A 17,254-nucleotide genomic window follows, 5' to 3' on the forward strand; every position below is an offset into this window, starting at 1 on the left:
AACATAAATATACATCGAATTATTATATGATATATCTTTAAATCTTCCCCCTAGGCACGAAGAACATCCACATGATAAGTTTTATATTCACGAAGAGTTATAGTATTCATCCTATTCCACACCAATAATTACCACTAACCTCAAATAATACAATAATTATTTTATGAAAAAAAAGAGCCTTTTTATCTCCTACGCAGTAAACGATAAGGATACCGTTGCAAAAATTGTCGAAGATTTACAGCAATGGAATTATGATATCTGGATATATCCTAAGTCAATTCTACCAGGCGATTTCATAGTAGAAAGCGAAGAAAAAGGGATGTCAGACTGTGACCATGTTTTACTAATGCTTTCTGAGTCCTCCAATCACTCCCCCGCAGTAGACAGAGAAAAAGCATTAGCCAAATCGCTTGCAGGGGAAAAGAAATTAATCTATTGCAGAATCGATGATAAAGCACCATTATGGAGCGCAGAAGGAGTACAAATATGCGATCTGTATCATTCCTCCAATTATACTACTGAGCTACTCCGACTGATCAAATCCATTGACAATACCTCCAGGTTTAAGATACGCTCTAGCGTATCCAAAGATGAATTCATAGCCGAGCAACAATGGTATAAAGTCAATATCTGGCTGGATGGTACTGGATTAGAAGAGATTATCGATGTAACTTATTATATACACCCAGATATTGTCATGGATGAAAATACCGACTGGGAGTTGGCAAACGATTACAACCACAAATTCAAATTAACATTCTATACGCCTGATCCTGAAATCATATATTGTAATATTACTTTGGCCGATAATAGCGAGGAAGAGATACGCTACTTTCTGAAATTAAAATAGGTAAAGTCGCCTGTCATCAAATTCCCTAACGCAGATGACTATATGCATCATTCTCCCAAATGATTAAAAATATAATATCTTAGGTGCAAAATCCCACTCCTCAAAGCAATGAAAAGACCTGTTTCTGTACCCGAAAATGCCATCTATAATGAAACTGACAAAGAATGGCTGTTTGGCGCAACCAATGAAAACAACCAACGCATTGGCCCCTGGAAAGTATGGCATATAGAAGGCTACCTCTGGGGAACCATCGAATATGGCGACGGCACTCCCCCTTACCCTACCCTACGCTTTCACCCCGATGGCACTATTTCCCAGAAAGGCGAATGGTATGGCGGCGATAAATATCTTGGGCCACTGCGACTAATACGAAGTGTTCATCCCACGCCAGAATACTTCCCTCCCAACAACGCTGATAATGTATGGATCGCAGAATTTGACTATACGGATGAATTCACCTTTATCGCACAACGTTACTTCGACATAGATAATACAGCGGTGAGTTCAGATGGAGACCCGTTGCCCACAAGACCAGAAAAGGTACCTGCGCGCGCACATTTCGTTCGATTACCCTATTCAGCTACCAACTGGATAATGGGCACTGTAGATACGCGTACAGGAGATTATATAGACGAATATTTTGAATGGGACCTGGATGGAAATCCAGTAGTAAAAAGACTTTACAGTAATACTGGTAAGGTCCTGGAGGATTATCGCTACGACAGCGGCGCTCTAACCAGCTCTTATTTGTATGATAAAGATGATCCTACAGACTATGAGAATACTTACTACTACAGTGGTATGCCCACGCCTGTTCCAAAAACCCGAATGGTATACCGCCACAAAAAGAAAGATGTAACCAACATCTATTTTGATAAAACGGGCCAGCAGCTTTATGCTGTACGCCGGGAAGAATTGTCTCCAGTCCATAAACGTAGATACTATAACGGCAAACTCCTTTGCGAAGCACATCTCTCCGCAGATGATGACCAGTTTCCAGAAAGTGTTGTATACTATTCCCCTGGAGGCTACAAATGCATTGACCTCACCAATAACAACGATGGTACCGGCACCTGGCGGTTATACAATGCCGAAGGACATGTACTTCGCCAATTCACCGTTCACGAAAATGAGGACGATCACTATGAATTGATTAGATGGGATGCTTTTCTACCATCCTGGGGGAGCTATGATGCAAAGACGACTAGCACAGATTGGGAAACTGTAGTGAAATTTTTCAACCAGGAGTATGACGAGTTAAATGCGAAACAGCAACTCTATTCCCTGGAAATCCCCTCCTATCTGCAGAAGGAATTGGATAGTATTGACTGGGAGACCATCGATGCCTACCACAGCGGCGGCGGCGCCGAGCTACCCATTGGTATCAATGGCATGCTGTCGGAGGACAACACTGTAGCCAACATTGCTTTCAAAATGCTCTGGGCAGAGATCACACAACAAGGCAGCGTGTTTGAATCCACCTACAAAACAGCCGTTATTCTGGCGCACATGGTTCCGCATTATTCACATTTATCTACAGTGCAAATCCGACTGGGCAGATTCCTGTATTCCATCCTTGACCAATACGAAATCAGGGATCATGAGCACTTATACAAGGAACTGACGGAAGCGATTACACCGCTGGAACCTACACTACTGCAATGGGGTATCAACGAGGATATAGACATTGCCCATATGGCGCAATATATTCTGATATACACAGGCACCGAGGCAACAGAACAATACCTGCTGCAGGAGTGGCATAATACAGATTACAGCAGTACCAGGAGAGGATATGCTCTTTTTTCATTGGCCGACTTCTACGCCATCAGAGACCAAAGTCATCAAATACTTTCCATTTTTCCTCCCACCTTCATGCAAGAGACAGACCCATTTGTACGTTTTGTAATGGCCGCACAGTTGGTGCTGCTCACCCATACAGCTGCCCGGGAGGAATGGCTGGCAGAACTCTTGCATGCCTTAGCCAATCAGGAAGCCCTGGATGAGGACTATATTAATATGACACCTTTTATTGGCAACATCGATAACATACACGAATATATTTTAGTCGTGCTAGGCAAATCCAGACCAGATATATTGGAAAAGATGATAGCGCCTATCATCGATGAACTGCCCAATATGTACGCATTGAAACAGGTGAGTTACCTGCGAACAATTCTGGATTTATTGTTTAACGATGAAACTTCGTTAGACGACATAACGCCGATTAGAAAAAAAGCCTTGTTGGCAGCGGCAGATGCAACAGCTAAAAATCCCGGATTGGTCAATCTTATTGAAATATTCAGGGCTTATAATTTACCTCATGAGGCATATGCACTAAGGCAATTGGCCGAAGCATAAAATGAAAACGCCGGAGCCTCCCTCCGGCGTTTTCATTTTATATCGTAATTTCCCTAAAAGAAAGTCGCCAGGCTGGTAAACTATCTTCTCCCTAAAACACGCCAGTCACCGTTATTCCACGTATGAGATGCCACTCAAAGGCATCATAATATTCCATTTATGATACATTCAACCAAAACATTGTCTTTCCACAACAGGAATCTTCTTAAATACCTCACCAAATGCTGCTTAACAACTATCTTAAGTTGTTGTCTGCCGACCTCCCTGAAAGCACAAAAACAAGTGTATATCCATCCCACCACCGCGGAATATATTTTTACCAATAATGAGATAAACTGGTTAGAAGATGCAGCCGGCACAAAATCATTTAAAGAAATCCAAGTGCTTGACGCAGCCGGAAAATTTCAGTCCAATACCAGCTACTATCCCAAAAACGTTCACCAGCCCTCTGTATACTGGTTCAAGGTAAATGTGATGCTTTCCGATTCCCTGCAGGAGCACCAAAGTATTATTGAATTCTTTGATCAGACCATCGACGATATAACGGTTTATTTACCTAACAAAAACGGCGAATATACCGTATTGCATTCCGGTGCAAAAGAGAACTTTCAAGACCGACTTTACCGGCATAAGAACTTCGAATTTCTTATTCCCAGTATGTCAAAGGGATCATACCTCTATTATGTAAGAATAAAGTCTTTGAATGAGATCAATTTCATCATGGTATATCGCACCTTAGAGCGATTTATTAATTATGCACTGGTAGAGTACATCTCCTATGGCCTGTTCTATGGTATGATACTCGTTTTCTGTTTTTACAATCTGCTGATGTTGCTCGCCACTGGCCTGCGTCACTACCTTTACTATGTGCTCTACATTGTTAGCGTCGGGATTTATGAGATGAGTACAGACGGTATTGCCTTCCAGTTCTTATGGCCAGAAACGCCAGGACTGAACGTATACATGTACGGCATTTCCTTATACTGTATGAGCATTTTCGCACTTATTTTTGCCAGGTCCTTATTGCGTATAAAAAGACTGAGCCCCACACTTTATAAGTTGATAAACTGGATTATCGTTTTACGTACTCTATATTTTATCGTTTGTCTGTTAGTGAAGAAAGAATGGTTTATCTATAAATTTATTGACTTCATTCCGCTCTTTACAGCATTTATTTCTGGTATCATTATTTGGTATAAGGGCTTTAAGCCGGCTCGTTTTTTTGTATTGGGGAATGCCTTGCTTTTTATTGGCGCTATCATCAAGCTTATCACAGTGCTTGGATGGATTACGGGCCCTTTGGTAGTAGCCGGGCATTACAGCATGGTATTTGGTTTCACCATGGAAATGATATTACTGTCTTTTTCCATCGGCGATCAGGTGAGACTATTCAGGAAGGAAAAGAAACAGGCACAGGATGACGCTTATTTTCATATGCAACATCATCTGAAGCTGCAAGCCTCCGTTAATCAGCAATTAGAAGAACAAGTAGCCGCACGCACCAAACAACTGGAGGCACAATCGCTGGAAATATACCAGCAAGCACAGGAGATTGAACGTATGAATAAGTTACTGGAAAAGGATAATGCCGAGCTTAAAACCAATATTGAAAAAATGACAGATGCCCGGATTAAGTCCGCCGAACTTACATTCGAAGAATTCAGCCAAAAATACCCCGACCAGGAAAACTGTTATCGATTTTTGGCCGATTTAAAATGGAACAATGGATTCTCCTGCGAAAAATGTAATTATAACAACTTCAGTAAAGGCCGAAGACCATTCAGCAGGCGCTGTAACAAATGTGCTTACGAGGAATCTCCCATGCACAACACCATTTTTGAAAACAACCGGATACCCATCAACAAAGCCTTTTACATCGTATACCTGGTGTTCACTACTAAAGGAAATATCTCCTCTTATCAAATAGCTGAAAAAACAGGCATGCGACAAGGTACTTGCTGGGCATATGCCGTTCGCATCAAAAACCTGCTCGACACCGTGGAAAATTCGTCTAAAAGAAATAAAAAGAACAGCTGGGTTGATCTCATCATGAAGGTCTGACAAAGGACTTTTCTCTTCATGCTAAAATTGAAACCTGGTACCCAGAGCCAGATTCCCGCCATGTGTTAAAATGCCATTGAATTGCGAAATCTGAACAACTCCTGATTCCAGGAACAATTCATCTGTACCTGTTCCTGTTTCTGCCTGCTGGTAGGCTCCTGCAATAAATAATGATAAATGCCTGTTTAATCGGAAAGCGCTACTCAATGACAGCCTCACAGCAAACCCTTTGGCACGCTGCTTAAAACTGACCGGATGTTGGAACGCATCGATCAGATTCCAGTCTGCCACTGCATTATAATTCATCTGACAGTAACTCAACTCTCCGTTTATGCACCACCAGTAAGTAGGCTTGTAAATGCCCGTGAGTCCGCCCAACAAGCCTTTCCAGGTAGCATTATAGGTACAGCGGAGGTTCTTCTGCCCCGCCACCTCAGTGGCCCGGTTAAACAGGAATAAAAATGCAGTATTCTCTCCATACCCAGCAAAAGCAGCTATCTTCACCCTTTTACGTTGTAAAAAAGTATAGCCTCCAAAAACCTGAAAGGCGGTTGTGGTACCTTCATCGCTATCCAATTGGGCATGGTACGTCGGCAACTGGCGATCATTCTCTCCATAGTCGGTATCTGTTGCATTCCCCGTTTTGATAAAGCATTTTGATACCTCTCCTCCTACAAATATCCGTTTGATGGGCTCAAGCCTTATTTTTCCGCTTACCAAAGGGCCGGTTAAACCTTGCCATTTCACTTCCGATAATACATTGATGGCGCGCTCATTTGTTCTTCCGGCAATCGACCATCGTAAGTTGGTCACCTGGTATCCACCTGCCAAATCCACCGCTACTACTTGCGAGCTATCCTGTGCGCAGAGCATACTATAACTGAATAATAAAACAAGGACAAGCAAACACCTCATTGCGTATAATTGTGTTTACCCACTACGATAGTATACCGGTAGTGGGTAAACGAAATTTATGATAAGATTACTGATTCACGCCAAATGCTTCCCACCCAGAAATGGAGGTTCGGTTACATGTCATTGGCTGCGTTCCATTTTCACTGCTTACATATAACCCATTGCTGCCTTTCAGGGATATTTTGCCATCAGCGTTTACTACCCAGTCAAATTTCTCCCAGTCCCCAATTGTAGTACGATTGCAAGTAATGGCCTGTGTGCCATTCTCCGAGGAGACATATTTTCCCATGGCCTGCAGCGCAATTTTTCCGCCACCTGCGTCTACTACAGTGAAAGTCTCCCATCCGGATGCGGTTGCCCGGTTACAATTCATTGCCTGGGTACCATTCTCGCTGCTCACATAAAGATTATTAAACCCTTTCAGTGTAATATTTTGTCCTATAGGCGCAGTTGTTCCGCCACTTCCTGATCCGGACCATTTAAAGGTAGCCGCAGCCCCGCCAGGCATCGTATAAGTAAACGATTGATTACCCCATTTTACTTTAAATGAAACACTGGAAGAACTGTTGTTAAATGCTAGTAATACTTTGGACCCATCGCTGTTTTTAAAAGCGGTTGTTTGTATGTTTCCAGAACTATTTGAGGAGATGCGTACCGCTCCTGGCTGCACAAACTTCGATACATGTGCAATGATATAGTAGCCTACCCTTCTTGTAATGGTGCTACCATCGATAGTTACGGCGCCCATAGATACAGTACTGCCTCCAGGCGTGTGAGGGCCTCCCTGGGAATCGCTGGCAAGGTTCCATTCCAACACTGTTTTAGACCAGTTGTTGACAGATCCGATCACAACATTTTGAATATGCCAGGACAGATCGCCGGAGAAGCTGCCGCTTGTGGAAGTATACTGCTCTGTAAAGTAGACGTTTTTATTAGTAGCATTCTTCACTGTTGTCATAGCGGAGATATTACCGCCATACAGGTGAAACGCAGATCCATCCACATAACTGCTGTTATTGGCTACATAAATAGGGAAGTCTGTATTATCACAATTATGATCATAGCAAATGATCTTACAATTAAAACCGGCCCCTCTCAATTTAGGCCCCATATAGCTGTTTATCAGTCCTAGTTCATTTTCCTTGGTTAACGTCATGCTAGGCTCATTGTAAGGGTTCAGCGGCTCATTCTGCGGGGTTACTGCCCATATCTCAATGCCCTGAGCCCTCATGGCATTCATGTAATCCAGCCAGTATTGGCCATAGCTCTCATAATTTTCAGCCTTCAGTGTTCCCCCAACAAAAGACCCGTTCGATTTCATCCATACCGGCGCAGTCCATGGCGTTGCCAATATTTTGATTGCCGGATTAATCGCCAGGATTTTCTTAATTATCGGAATAGTATAGGTGAGATCCGGGCCCGACAAACTGAAAGAGGCCCCATCGCGGTAAGTAAATGAATAATCGCTCAAGTCTGTAGCGCCTACCCCGATTCGCACTACAGAAAGGCCAATCCCACTGGAAGGACTAAACAATTCGTTCAATAATGAATTCTGTGCTGTTGCAGACAGGTTACTGATCAGCTTAGCACTTCCCTGGGTAAGTGTAAACCCAAACCCATCGATACTTTGATAGGTAGTGCCGTCATTAACTGTGATGGTTGTTCCGGAAGTGCCGGCATCTGCTGCGAAGGTAACATTGCTCTGTTGTTGCAGCAGCTTACTCTGGTCGCCGTTGGTCATCCAGATGCTGACCGACTCATTGGCTCTGGCGGTAGTGCTACCTTTGGCTTCATCAGGCGAATACAAGTTCTTTTTACATGCATACAATGCAATAGAAAGCATGCCCACGGCAATTAGCCGGTGATAAATTTTCTTCATAATGTGGATTTTTAACTGGTTATCTATTGGTAGATCAGGGTCTGCGTTTCAACCCAGGTTTGCTAAATCATAGGGATCAGTGCTGATGGTTATTAATTACAAATAGTGCTTCATTATCATCTTTCAGTGAAAATCTACTTACAGCTCATTCATTCGTCGGGTAAAGTCAATCAACGGTTATTCTTATCTTCTGTCTGATCAAATTTATTAAAATAAAAATCAAAAAAACAAGTAAAAATTCACACAAACAACTGATTTTCAATACATAATAACAAAATACAATTCACTTAATGCACATGTTACGTATAACCGTAACCGTTGAAAAACATTGATTTACATATTCAGGAGTCGGGGCTTTAATACACTAAAAAAGCATATAAATTATTTTTGCGGGAGTTAACAAATATGGTAAGAAGTGATGGTTTCATGCTAAATAGAAAGGAGATCCTGAGCATTTCATCCAGGATTTCTCAAAGGTTTTTGAAAATGTTTGCTGTTGGTATCCGGATTTAGACACATCTCTGTGGCAGTTGCAAGATCACCGATAAGCTCCAGATATAGTTCATAATTATCCGTCTCTTCATACATTGTTAAGTCAAGATAAAGTGCAGGTACGAGGGTAATCAGGTAGTAGACAAGGTCTTTGGGTACTTCCTTTTTGTCTTTCCAATTTAATTTCTGGTCTTCTAATATCTCATATAACTGATCCAACAAAGTAAAATCCAACCCTTCCTTCAGATGGTATTTAGTCAGAAAACCGGATGCCGGATGGAACAAAAAGTCTTCCAGTTGTGATGCACTATCACGTAATGGCCTGTTACCTGGTGCAGGAGCCAAGCAATTACCGACCTCTTTATTTAAATCATAGATAAGCGTTTTATATAGGGAATATTTGTCAGTCTTTTGATACAGGTGTAAATCATTGTAAAGTGTGGGAACTATGATAATAAGATAAAAAAGTATATCCTTGGGCACATCCTCTCTGGCATTCCAACCCGATTGCAGTCTTACTAATATTCCATATAACTGATCCAATTGGGCTACATCTAATCCGACATTAAAATGATACTTTATCAGGAAACCACTCTCCTGATCAAATAAAAAGTCATTTAATTGTGCGGCGGTAATTCTTTTCATAGGTTTATAATTTCGTATAGGTTTTTCAGTTAGGTTCTCTTTTGTATTACAGTTCAAATACTTTTACAATCTAAGTAAAGTAGTAAAATGATACTAACAAAAATGCCGGAGAATGCTCTCCGGCAGGGAAAATATGACCAATGTGATTGTTTACAACACTTGACGATATGAGATTTTATCCATGATCAGCCATTTCCCTTCTAACTTTACCAGGTTAAACCGGTCAATAAACTTAAAAGTAGGGAAAATCAATTGTACAAGGGCTGATGCGGTATCCCCATCCCATGTATAGGAAAGGATCTCCGTCTGGCACTCCATTAAGGCCGCTTTTTCAACTGCATCAAGGTATTGTGGTACAGTCCACTGGGCCAGTTTTCCATCTACCACCATCCTGATAAGGGCCTCTGGGTGGAAGGCGCGCCGAAGCCTCTCAATGTCTTTGACAGGACGACCTTCCAGATAATCGTTTAGGGGAAGAAGGATCAACTGTTTCTCTGCTGTCTGGGTCATGTTACCTGTAGTTTCCATAAATCTTGTATTTACAATGATGAAACAAAAATAGCCAGGCGACCCGTATCAAAATAAAACTATTCAAGCAGATACTTCTAAAATTCAAACAACCTGCTTTCTTACTTCATTGGGAGTTGTTCCTGCATGCTTCTTATAGAAGCTGTTAAAGTAACCAGGATACTGGAATCCGAGTCGGTACCCAATCTCCGAAATAGGCCAGTCTGTATTTAGCAGCAGGTCATTGGCTTCCAGCAATATCCTTCCGGCGATATGCTCGGTCGTGGTTTTACCGGTAAAGTCTTTCACTACTCTGTTCAAATGGTTGGTATGTAGCGATAGCTGTTTGGCAAAGTCTTTCGCAGACCGCAGTTTCAGTTCACGCTCCCGTGAATCAACAGGAAACTGCCTGTTTAAAAGCTCCAGGAATAAACTGGTTATCCTGGCAGCCGCATTTAAATCGCGGTCATAGTCCCGCGCCGGCTGCATCTTCAATGCATGGTGAATGATCAGGTGAAGGTAATTCCGTAAAACATCCGATTTGTAGACATAGTCCTCCGAATTCTCTCTCATCATTGCTTTAAAGAAAGTCGCTATTTCTTCCACACTATTGGCATCAGGGAAAAAAACCTTGTCGGTATCAATCTGAAACATCGGTAGATGGGTAAGCAAGCCTTCCCTTTGCTGAATAAATGCCTGGTTGAAAATACAAAACCATCCTCCCTGTGCAGAGGAATCTGGATTCCAGTTATAAGGAATCATTGGATTGGAGAAGACCAGCGCCGGCCTATCAATGTAAATAGACTGATTGGCATAATCGAGCTTTCCTGTTCCTAATATCAAAATCACTTTATAATAATCTCTCCTGGAAAAGGGAGTAGCTCCAATACAGGCAGCCCGTTCAAAGACATTAATATGCGGCTTGTCTAGCCCTATTTTCTCCGAAGCCAGATAATGGATACGCTCATAAAAGCCTGAAATATCTTCCCGCTTTGTCATTGTAAGAAATTACGCGAGGCTAAAATAATGTATTTGCGCCCATTTTGCAACGTGTCTCATTACATCACCTACGCAATGCTAACTTGAGCCTGCATACAGTAATGCGACATTTAGTTCCTTACGCTTCAATATTTGCCGCCAGCAACCTTTCCCTCACTTTAATCAGACCATTCTGAAATTCAGTCAATCTATTCCGATTAAATATAATTAGCTCCTTATCTTCCTCAGATAAAAAAACTACTTCTTCCAGGAACGCTACAAAACAGGCTTTAAAAACAATTATGCTTTCTTTCAGGTCGTGAAACAAACACCTGGTATCCATATCCAGGTAAATACTCTCGTTACTATACGTTTCCAATATTTGTTCTGACAATACTAATGTTCGGATTCGAAGATCCTTTTGCACGCTTCTGTCAGCCTTGCTGGATACAGCCTGATGAATAAGTTCTTTGATTTGCTGAATGTTGGTAATCACCTTCTCAACAATACCAATCTGCCTTGTTTGTAACTCAAATTTAATCGAACTGATTTTCCTTTTTTGTTCCAGCTCAAATTTCAGTTTTTCCAATTCAAGCGCCATATTACCATTGTTTTTACTAGCGCTTCTGGCAGAAATTAAACTGACAACTCCTACAATACAAGAGGTAAAAGATGTAATAATTGCAATCAAAATCGGGGATTCCATTATGGTGGTTTTTGTTTTTAGCATGAATCTTTTAAAAATCCCAGTAGGATATCCACCATAACAATTAATAAGCAATGGGGTTCAAATAAAAGTGGAGATAATTGAAAATAAAATGGTCCTCTTCCGAGCGCCTTTTTCCGCCAACTATATCAATCGGCGCTTTTGTCGATCTGTGGCTTATATCCTGCCATGAATGTATTGACAACAGAACGGGGCGTAAGCACCTCAACAGTCCGGCCAGGCACAGCCTCTTCATTGCTGTCATAACCATATGGTGTCCAGTGGTAAAGTCTGCCATAAGAGAGGAGATAGCATTCTTCTTCCTCAATAATAATCACGCCGTCAGGTAGCTTCCCAATCTGATCCGTATAAGTTACTTTCTTACCGCTCATATCTATTCGTTCCATATGAATAATGTCATCAATTGCTTTAACAGATGTTTTCATATCAAAACCGTATTGAGGGTTACCTTTTAGCCAATATTCTTTAAAGCGGATATAGTCTTTATATCTGCATTGAAAACAAGGCCTGTGCCCTGCAGAAAACGCCGTTGCTTCGTCAAGAAAAAAAAGTTCTGTCCAGCGATTGGGTTGCATGATCTCCCGATGCCTGCCCCTGAACGAAAGCATGCATGTAATCCAAGCTTTAATTTTAAATGCTCTTACTATTTCAGTTCCAATATGTATAACGCCACGATTGCCAAGCCAGGCGCCGCGCGCTTTAGTTTTGATAATACTGCCATTGGGAGAAACACGATTCTGCAACATTTTAAATGCGATTATTTTGTCTATAAAGTAATTTTACTGGTTTCCCATGCAAGAATTTTCTCTTTCACCTCCGTTCCCCAAAAATATCCGTTAAAGCCTCCATCAGTATGAATCACTCTGTGGCATGGCAGCAAGTAGCTGATGGGATTGCTACCAACTGCTGTACCAGTAGCTCTCGCATTTTTGTTTGAACCACCTATTTGGCCATAAGTAGTGAATCCTCCGAATGGAATGTGACTCAGTTTTTCCCAGATCTCCAATTGGAATTTAGTTCCTTTTAAATGCAACTGAAGCGGCAATTGTAACTGAGGATTGTTCATTGATTGTAAGGCAGCTTCGTGAAATGGAGCCGCCTTTTCTATCAGCGGATTTCGTGGAAATCTTCTTTTAAGATCCTCGAGTGCCGATATGCGATCGCTAAAATCAAATCCTAAATAACAAAGTCCTTTGGAAGTACTCGCAACAAGAATGTCGCCAAACAAAGACACAGCGCGCTCGTAGGTAATTGTCTGATCTTCATCACCCGGCATCCAGGCCTCAATCTTAATATTATCGGGCTTGGTCAGCTGAGTGTTATGCAGCCGATGGCGCATTTCATTTTTATCCTTGACATTTGTTTTATAATCTTCCGGAAACATCACCGTTTGAATGAAAGCGTGCTGAGAATTAGTTGTTCTATTTTTCATAGCTTTTAATATTTCTTATCGCAAAACTACTTTGGGTATAAACTATATTCAATCCGAAAATTGCGGTTTCCTTTAAATTAACACTTATATAGATAGTTCCCTGGAAACATTTGCTTTTTGAACTCCAAAATTCAGAGGCAATAACTTTTCTATTAAGGTCAACATCCAGTTTTAAACACAACACAAAAATAAAATAAATCTAAACCGCAAGGATCGGATTTTATAGCGATATAACGCAGACTACTTTTGTTTCATCAAACGAGTAAAAATTGCTAACAATTTAAAACCTGAAAAAATGGACAAGCAAAAAACAAAAGAAGAGCTGAACAAGGAAGTAGTTGCCCGCTGGTTCGCTGGGTATTGGGGTAAAAATCCAGACCTTGCAGTCATCGATGAAATCGCTGCGCCTGATATGACATTCGCGTATTCGCTGCATAATCCACTTCAAGGTCGCGAAGACATCAAATCCTTCATTATTGATTTTCGCAAAGCATTTCCAGACCTCGGCTTCTGGGCTGTAACCGACCTGATCGCTGAAGGCGATTATGTAGTTGGACAATGGGAAGGCGGCGGTACCCATACCGGCGAAGCTTATGATGGCTTTTCAATTGGTAACCTACCTGCCGCTACCGGAAAACAAATGCACTTCACTGGTACATCAGTGTTGAAAGTTGTTGATGGCAAAGTAGTAGAAGAACGCGGCCTCGACGATGGTCTTACAGCCTTAATTCAATTAGGCTTAATTAAAACTGTTTAAGGGAAATCTTCTACTGAAAAAGGCCGGCATAAGTCCGGCCTTTTTTCAATAAATATCTTTAAAAACCTGTATGCTGTATAGAAAGTTGATTATAGTAAACCATAGCGAAAAAGCGCAATTATCGGGTTTCCCACTGTATCCATATTTAAGACCTTTGTTAAAGAAAATTACTAAATCATGGAGATGCAATTTAAAAATATATTGGCGATCATAGATCGTGCTGCTGAAAGCGCCGATACCAATACCTCCCTATTTCAAAACAAAGAGAGTATTACATCTGAAGACAGGCAATCCTTTGAAGAATGGGCCGGAAAATCTTTCGGGTGTATAAAGGAGATTATTTCTATCGGATATGGTAAGCGACAGGTTGCATTTAATCCATTTGCTAATGGTAGTTCTTCTTCTCCGGAATCGATTATTATTTCAAGGTTTGATGAGGCGAACTGATACGAGATCTCTTATTCGCTCGAAAACACCTTATATGGTCAAATCATTATTGCATCCACCGAATCAGGGATCTGCTATCTGGTTTTTTTCAGTGGCACGGAGGCAAAGGCGCAGGCGGTATTGCAAAACGAATTTCCTGGCTCCATCATCACGAAACAAAGGAGGGCAGTGCAAATCAGTGCTTTGGAATATTTGAATGGAAGTGGCAGTAGCAAGGTTCACCTCCATGTAAAAAGCTCACCAGCCAATTTGAAGATATGGCAAATGCTGACAAAGGTTCCATATGGCAAACTAATTTCTTACGGAACATTGGCAAAAGCGACAGGGCACACCGCGCAGGAAATTGGAATCGCAATGGGCGATAATCGCATTGCCATGCTTATACCTTGTCATCGCGTAATAAAATCAACCGGGGAATTAGGGCAATACCATTGGGGACAAAAACGCAAACGGGCAATGATTATAAAAGAGGCGATGATACTCTAAAACTTACTTGTCGGGAGCATTAAGGAACCTAACAACATGATGAAACTATAAATCAGTCATAATGGAAGAGCATAAAAAGTCTTTGAGTAACATAAATAATCGCATATCGGAAAAAACGCGCATAGAAGCAATAAGTGACGGAACATTTGCGATCATCATTACACTATTGGTGCTTGAAATCCATCGCCCGGCAGCTATTGAAGGAACAATGGGACACGAATTATTAAAAAACTGGCCATCCTATCTTGCTTACGCTGTTGCCTTTATCTATGTCGGTGTAATCTGGCTCAATCATCACTACATGTTCCTGCGTTTGAAAGAAACAGATCCTACCTTCAACTGGATGAATCTTGGAGTACTTGGAGCCTCCTCATTAATTCCTTTCCCAACAGGCGTACTCGCAGACGCCTTTAAAACTGGCAACCTGGAGGATCAGAAGGCATCAATTGTATTGTACGCTGTCATTGGTGGTTTAATGACTCTTTCCTGGGTTCCCCCCTGTTTATACCTCAGCAAAAAAACCAACCTGCTGAAAGACGAAGTTGCTCCGGATACTTTTAAAGGAGATGTCAAAAGACCGCTCACAGGCACTGTATTCTATATTATCGGTGGGTTGTTCGGATGGTTCATACATCCGGCAATAGCAGTGTTCATTTTCACATTACTGATATTGTTTTATGCATGGAATAGCCAGGGGTTAAACCCACAGTTTAAAAAAATAATGACATTCAAAAATGAAAGAAAAACACGAAAACATACTGCCAGTTGATGGGGAGATATATTTGTTCCCCGCACTATTTGACGATTCAACAAGTGCTGAACTGTTTGATTTGTTAATGCAAAATATTCAATGGAAGCAGGAACCGGTAAAAATTATGGGGCAGGAAATTATGCAGCCTCGGCTGACCGCATGGTACGGTGATGAAGGGCAGTCATATAGTTATACCGGAATAACAATGCATCCATTACGGTGGACCAAGGAGCTACTGTTCATAAAAAAAGCAGTGGAAGATGTATCGGGAGAATGCTTTAACAGCGCCCTCTTAAACCTGTATCGGGATGGGAACGACAGTGTAGGATGGCATAGAGACAACGAGAAGTCGCTTGGGATTAATCCTGTAATCGGATCGGTAAGCCTGGGTGAAAGCAGGGAGTTTTCTTTGAAACATTACAAGGAGAAAAAGTGGAGAAGAAAAATCATGTTGGACAATGGCAGCCTCCTCTTAATGAAAGGTGAAACACAACATAAGTGGTTGCACAGCATACAAAAAAATACTGCAATCACTAAACCTCGTATCAACATTACTTTCCGAACGATTAAAGAAGTGTAATTACATCATTGACAAATCAATCCTCAAATACGGGTCGAACCTAATTCGACCATCATCTAAAAGCCCTCCACCACCGGTATACCGCTGATCGTGGAAATGCTTAACGCCATATAAACTATACTCTTTGCATAGAGGTATGATGGATTTTAAAACATTAATAAGCCCCCCGTTGCTATTAATCGGTATTCATTAAAATCGCAAGATTCGGATTGCAGGCTTTAGATAATGCTGGTAACTTCAGTAAAATAATCAAGTTTTAAACAATGGAAACACAAGAGGAATATGACTATAACAGGGTTGCAGCGGCCATTAGCTTTTTTAAAGAAAACTACCGGTCACAACCCAAGCTGGAAGATGTTGCAGATCATGTGCATCTCAGCCCATTTCATTTCCAGAGAATGTTCCAGAATTGGGCTGGCGTTACACCCAAGCAATTTTTGCAATACCTGACTGCGGGATATGCGAAAGAAATGTTGAAGACAACAAAAATGAGCTTGTTTGATGCCGCTTTTGAAGTGGGATTATCAAGTACCAGCAGATTGCATGACCTTTTTATAAAAATTGAGGGAATGACACCCGGAGAGTATAAGAATGGTGGTGAAGAACTCAAAATCAATTATTCATTTGCCGATAGCCCTTTTGGTGAAATACTGGTTGCCTCCACTTCAAGAGGAGTATGTCATATGTCGTTTGTCGACAATAACCATCAAGAAGCGCTGGAAGGTCTCAAAGCTGTTTTTCCTAATGCACACTATTGCCAGGTAGTAGACATGATCCAGCAAAACGCACTGTTCGTCTTCACGCAGGATTGGAGCAAGCTCGATGAAATAAAATTGCATTTGAAAGGAACAGACTTCCAGATTAAAGTATGGGAAACCTTACTGAAAGTACCTACTGGCGGATTTACTACCTACGGCGATTTAGCCGCAAACGCAGGTTACGAAGGCGCTTCGAGAGCTGTAGGAACGGCAGTTGGCAATAACCCTGTTGCTTTTCTTATTCCCTGCCATCGGGTAATCAAATCTACCGGAGAAATAGGACAATATCATTGGGGCGCCGTAAGAAAAAATGCTATCATCGGTTGGGAAGCATCTCGTCAGGCTATTACTATCGCAAAAACGCCTCAAACAAAAAGAGATTAGGTTTCTTAATCTCCTTCCGCTAATAATTGAATTCAAATTTTGTGCAAATAAAAAAGGCCCTCTTTGAAGTGCCCCCAAAAGTTTAGACACTTTTGGGGGCATTTTTATGAGTGCAAGAAAGAAACACAGTTTTGCCTTTAAGGTAAAAACAATCAGACTAGTGGAAAAGGGTCAGAGCATTATGTCCACATCGGATGACCTGGACATAAGCCCTTCATTACTATTAAAATGGTGGGATTACTAT

Annotated in this window: 18 protein-coding genes; 10 read left to right on the forward strand and 8 right to left on the reverse strand. The window is 41.4% G+C overall.

Translation table 11 applies throughout. The annotated features are described in order from the left end of the window. The first annotated feature begins 163 nt into the window (after positions 1-163). From CLV59_RS17685 to CLV59_RS17695, 3 genes are all read left to right on the forward strand, one after another. On the forward strand, positions 164-850 hold the full coding sequence (locus CLV59_RS17685; protein WP_111593379.1) for a toll/interleukin-1 receptor domain-containing protein: 687 nt from the start codon (positions 164-166) through the stop codon (positions 848-850). Positions 851-958: 108 nt separating this feature from the next. After that, positions 959-3,211, forward strand: coding sequence for a toxin-antitoxin system YwqK family antitoxin (locus tag CLV59_RS17690; RefSeq protein ID WP_111593380.1), 2,253 nt, complete (start codon positions 959-961; stop codon positions 3,209-3,211). Positions 3,212-3,370: 159 nt separating this feature from the next. Further along, entirely contained in the window at positions 3,371-5,272 is a 1,902-nt protein-coding gene (locus CLV59_RS17695) for a 7TM diverse intracellular signaling domain-containing protein (RefSeq protein ID WP_111593381.1), read from the forward strand. Positions 5,273-5,293: 21 nt separating this feature from the next. Here CLV59_RS17695 and CLV59_RS17700 read toward each other — a convergent pair whose 3' ends face one another. The 8 genes from CLV59_RS17700 to CLV59_RS17735 form a co-directional block, all read right to left on the reverse strand. Then, positions 5,294-6,145, reverse strand: coding sequence for an omptin family outer membrane protease (locus CLV59_RS17700; protein ID WP_170137798.1), 852 nt, complete (start codon positions 6,143-6,145; stop codon positions 5,294-5,296). A gap of 109 nt (positions 6,146-6,254) precedes the next feature. Further along, positions 6,255-8,066, reverse strand: a complete 1,812-nt coding sequence (locus tag CLV59_RS17705) for a glycoside hydrolase family 30 beta sandwich domain-containing protein (RefSeq protein ID WP_111593383.1) — start codon at positions 8,064-8,066, stop codon at positions 6,255-6,257. A gap of 456 nt (positions 8,067-8,522) precedes the next feature. After that, positions 8,523-9,203, reverse strand: coding sequence for a hypothetical protein (locus CLV59_RS17710; RefSeq protein ID WP_111593384.1), 681 nt, complete (start codon positions 9,201-9,203; stop codon positions 8,523-8,525). 150 nt (positions 9,204-9,353) lie between these two features. Next, positions 9,354-9,731 (reverse strand): nuclear transport factor 2 family protein, encoded by a 378-nt coding sequence (locus CLV59_RS17715; protein ID WP_111593385.1) that lies wholly within the window; start codon positions 9,729-9,731, stop codon positions 9,354-9,356. Positions 9,732-9,815: 84 nt separating this feature from the next. Beyond that, positions 9,816-10,709, reverse strand: coding sequence for a helix-turn-helix domain-containing protein (locus CLV59_RS17720; RefSeq protein WP_111593386.1), 894 nt, complete (start codon positions 10,707-10,709; stop codon positions 9,816-9,818). Between the two features lie 118 nt (positions 10,710-10,827). Then, positions 10,828-11,394, reverse strand: coding sequence for a hypothetical protein (locus tag CLV59_RS17725; protein WP_146616228.1), 567 nt, complete (start codon positions 11,392-11,394; stop codon positions 10,828-10,830). Positions 11,395-11,543: 149 nt separating this feature from the next. Beyond that, a complete protein-coding gene (locus CLV59_RS17730) occupies positions 11,544-12,161 on the reverse strand; it encodes a hypothetical protein (RefSeq protein ID WP_111593388.1) in 618 nt (205 codons plus the stop codon). A gap of 20 nt (positions 12,162-12,181) precedes the next feature. Further along, a complete protein-coding gene (locus CLV59_RS17735; protein ID WP_111593389.1) occupies positions 12,182-12,847 on the reverse strand; it encodes a methylated-DNA--[protein]-cysteine S-methyltransferase in 666 nt (221 codons plus the stop codon). A gap of 295 nt (positions 12,848-13,142) precedes the next feature. Here CLV59_RS17735 and CLV59_RS17740 point away from each other — a divergent pair, with 295 nt between their 5' ends. From CLV59_RS17740 to CLV59_RS29475, 7 genes are all read left to right on the forward strand, one after another. Next, positions 13,143-13,604, forward strand: a complete 462-nt coding sequence (locus CLV59_RS17740) for an ester cyclase (RefSeq protein ID WP_111593390.1) — start codon at positions 13,143-13,145, stop codon at positions 13,602-13,604. Positions 13,605-13,781: 177 nt separating this feature from the next. Then, complete coding sequence (locus tag CLV59_RS17745) at positions 13,782-14,051, forward strand: hypothetical protein (protein ID WP_111593391.1); 270 nt, start codon at positions 13,782-13,784, stop codon at positions 14,049-14,051. A gap of 183 nt (positions 14,052-14,234) precedes the next feature. Then, entirely contained in the window at positions 14,235-14,537 is a 303-nt protein-coding gene (locus tag CLV59_RS17750) for a methylated-DNA--[protein]-cysteine S-methyltransferase (protein ID WP_146616229.1), read from the forward strand. A 61-nt stretch (positions 14,538-14,598) separates the two neighbouring features. Next, complete coding sequence (locus CLV59_RS17755) at positions 14,599-15,306, forward strand: TMEM175 family protein (protein ID WP_111593393.1); 708 nt, start codon at positions 14,599-14,601, stop codon at positions 15,304-15,306. After that, positions 15,272-15,868, forward strand: coding sequence for an alpha-ketoglutarate-dependent dioxygenase AlkB family protein (locus CLV59_RS17760; protein ID WP_111593394.1), 597 nt, complete (start codon positions 15,272-15,274; stop codon positions 15,866-15,868). Before CLV59_RS17755 ends, CLV59_RS17760 begins: the two co-directional genes overlap by 35 nt. A 263-nt stretch (positions 15,869-16,131) precedes the next feature. Beyond that, positions 16,132-17,010, forward strand: a complete 879-nt coding sequence (locus tag CLV59_RS17765) for a methylated-DNA--[protein]-cysteine S-methyltransferase (RefSeq protein WP_111593395.1) — start codon at positions 16,132-16,134, stop codon at positions 17,008-17,010. Positions 17,011-17,116: 106 nt separating this feature from the next. Beyond that, the coding region (locus tag CLV59_RS29475) for a transposase (protein WP_394336935.1) at positions 17,117-17,254 on the forward strand (138 nt) is incomplete at its 3' end.

It is taken from the genome of Chitinophaga dinghuensis (assembly GCF_003259435.1).
In the GTDB taxonomy this organism is placed as follows: Bacteria; Bacteroidota; Bacteroidia; order Chitinophagales; family Chitinophagaceae; genus Chitinophaga; species Chitinophaga dinghuensis.